Source organism: Aeromicrobium sp. PFPM2_SD2 (genome assembly GCF_057364525.1).
In genome coordinates, this window is the sequence record NZ_JBNFNZ010000530.1 from 1 (window position 1) to 1557 (window position 1557).

The 1557-nt window shown below is 76.4% G+C and carries 1 protein-coding gene and 1 pseudogene; one reads left to right on the forward strand and one right to left on the reverse strand.

The features are described 5' to 3' along the window. Positions 1-602: polysaccharide biosynthesis protein (locus AC2W7G_RS15960; RefSeq protein ID WP_485869301.1), on the reverse strand; the 602-nt coding region annotated here is incomplete at its 3' end. A gap of 561 nt (positions 603-1163) precedes the next feature. Between AC2W7G_RS15960 and AC2W7G_RS15965 the strand changes: the two are divergent. Then, a pseudogene (locus AC2W7G_RS15965) lies at positions 1164-1557 on the forward strand (hypothetical protein); the annotation flags it as partial.

Below are 1557 nucleotides of genomic sequence, written 5' to 3' on the forward strand. Positions count from 1 at the left end.
CCGGCGTGGCCGCGCAGCAGCGGCAGGCCGACGAGCGCGGGCACGGCCTGGCCGAGCAGGATGCCGGTGATCGCGCCGAGCGGCGTGGGGGAGACGAGCAGTCCGGCGGCCCCGCCGACGATGCGTCCGAGGCCGTTGGCCAGATAGATCGCGGTGAGCGTGCGCCACGCGCGGGTGCCCTGGGCGATGCCCATCTCGGCCCCCATGAACGCGAGCGGGACCATGATGAGCCCGCAGATCACGACGAGCCGGTAGTCGTCCAGGCGCAGGAGCGGGGTCAGCACGACCGACGACGCGGCGACCAGGGCGGCGACGCTGACCCCGACGAGCAGGGTCACGCGGGCGACGGTGGCGACGACCCGGTCGCGGCGCTCGGGCGACACGGCCAGCTGGCGTGCGGCGGTGGCCTGCAGGCCGAGCGAGGCGACGCTGCCGACCAGGACGATGCCCAGCAGCGCGGTCAGCGCGCCGAACTCGCGCGGCACCAGCATCCGGGCGGCGAGCACGGTGAGCCCGTAGAGCAGCGCGTTCATGACGACCATGCCCACGGCGACGAGCGCTCCGCCCGACACGGTGGTCTGGCGCTCGGCCGGTCTCGTCACCCCTGCACAATAGCCACGCCGGCCGCCGCCCGTGGCAGGCCCTGGGAGGACACATGCGACTCGTGCGACGGCTGCCGGCCGACCGCTGGCCCGACGCGGCCGCGGTCGTCCTGTCCGTGCTCGTGCTCGCCCCGCTGCTGCGGCCCGGCTACGTGCTCTCGTACGACATGGTGTGGGTGCCCGAGCTGTCCCTGGGCCGCCAGGACGTGTGGGGGCTCGGCTCCGCGCTGCCCCGCGCCGTGCCCTCCGACGCGCTGGTCGCCCTCGTCGGCACGGTGCTGCCGCAGTGGGTCGTCCAGAGGCTGGTCCTGCTCGGTGCCCTCGTCGCGGCCGGCGTCGGGGCCGCGCGGCTGGCGCGGGCCTCCGCTGCCGGACGCCTGGTCGCCACGACGCTGGCGGTCTGGAACCCGTTCGTGGCCGAGCGGCTCGCGCTCGGCTCGTGGCCCGTGCTCGTCGCCTACGCCGGCACGTTCTGGCTGCTGTCCGGCCTGCTGCACGCACGGCGGGTCCGGGCTGTGCTCGGCCTGGCCGCGACCGCCCCTGTCGCCGGCGACCGGCGTCATGGGTCTGCTGGTCGTCCTCGCGGCCGGCCGGGGTGTGGCCGGACGTCTGCGTCTGCTCGGGCTCGGCGCGGCGCTCAACGCCCCGTGGATCGTCGCCGGGCTGCTTCGCGGCACGGACGCGGTGGTCGACCCGCGGTCCGTCGAGCTGTTCGAAGCCCAGCCCGAGCTCGGCCTCGGCCGGCTCGGGGCGGTCCTGTCGCTCGGCGGCATCTGGAACACCGAGGTCGTGCCGACCTCGCGCACCCTCGTCTCGTCCGCGGTGCTGGTCGTCGCGCTGTCGGTGCTGGTGCTGCTCGGCCTGCGCGCCTGGGCCCGGCGCGGCGGCACGGGCCTCGTCCCCCTGGCCGTGCTCGCCGGCGTCGGGGTCGCCGTCGCCCTGGCCGGGTCGGTCG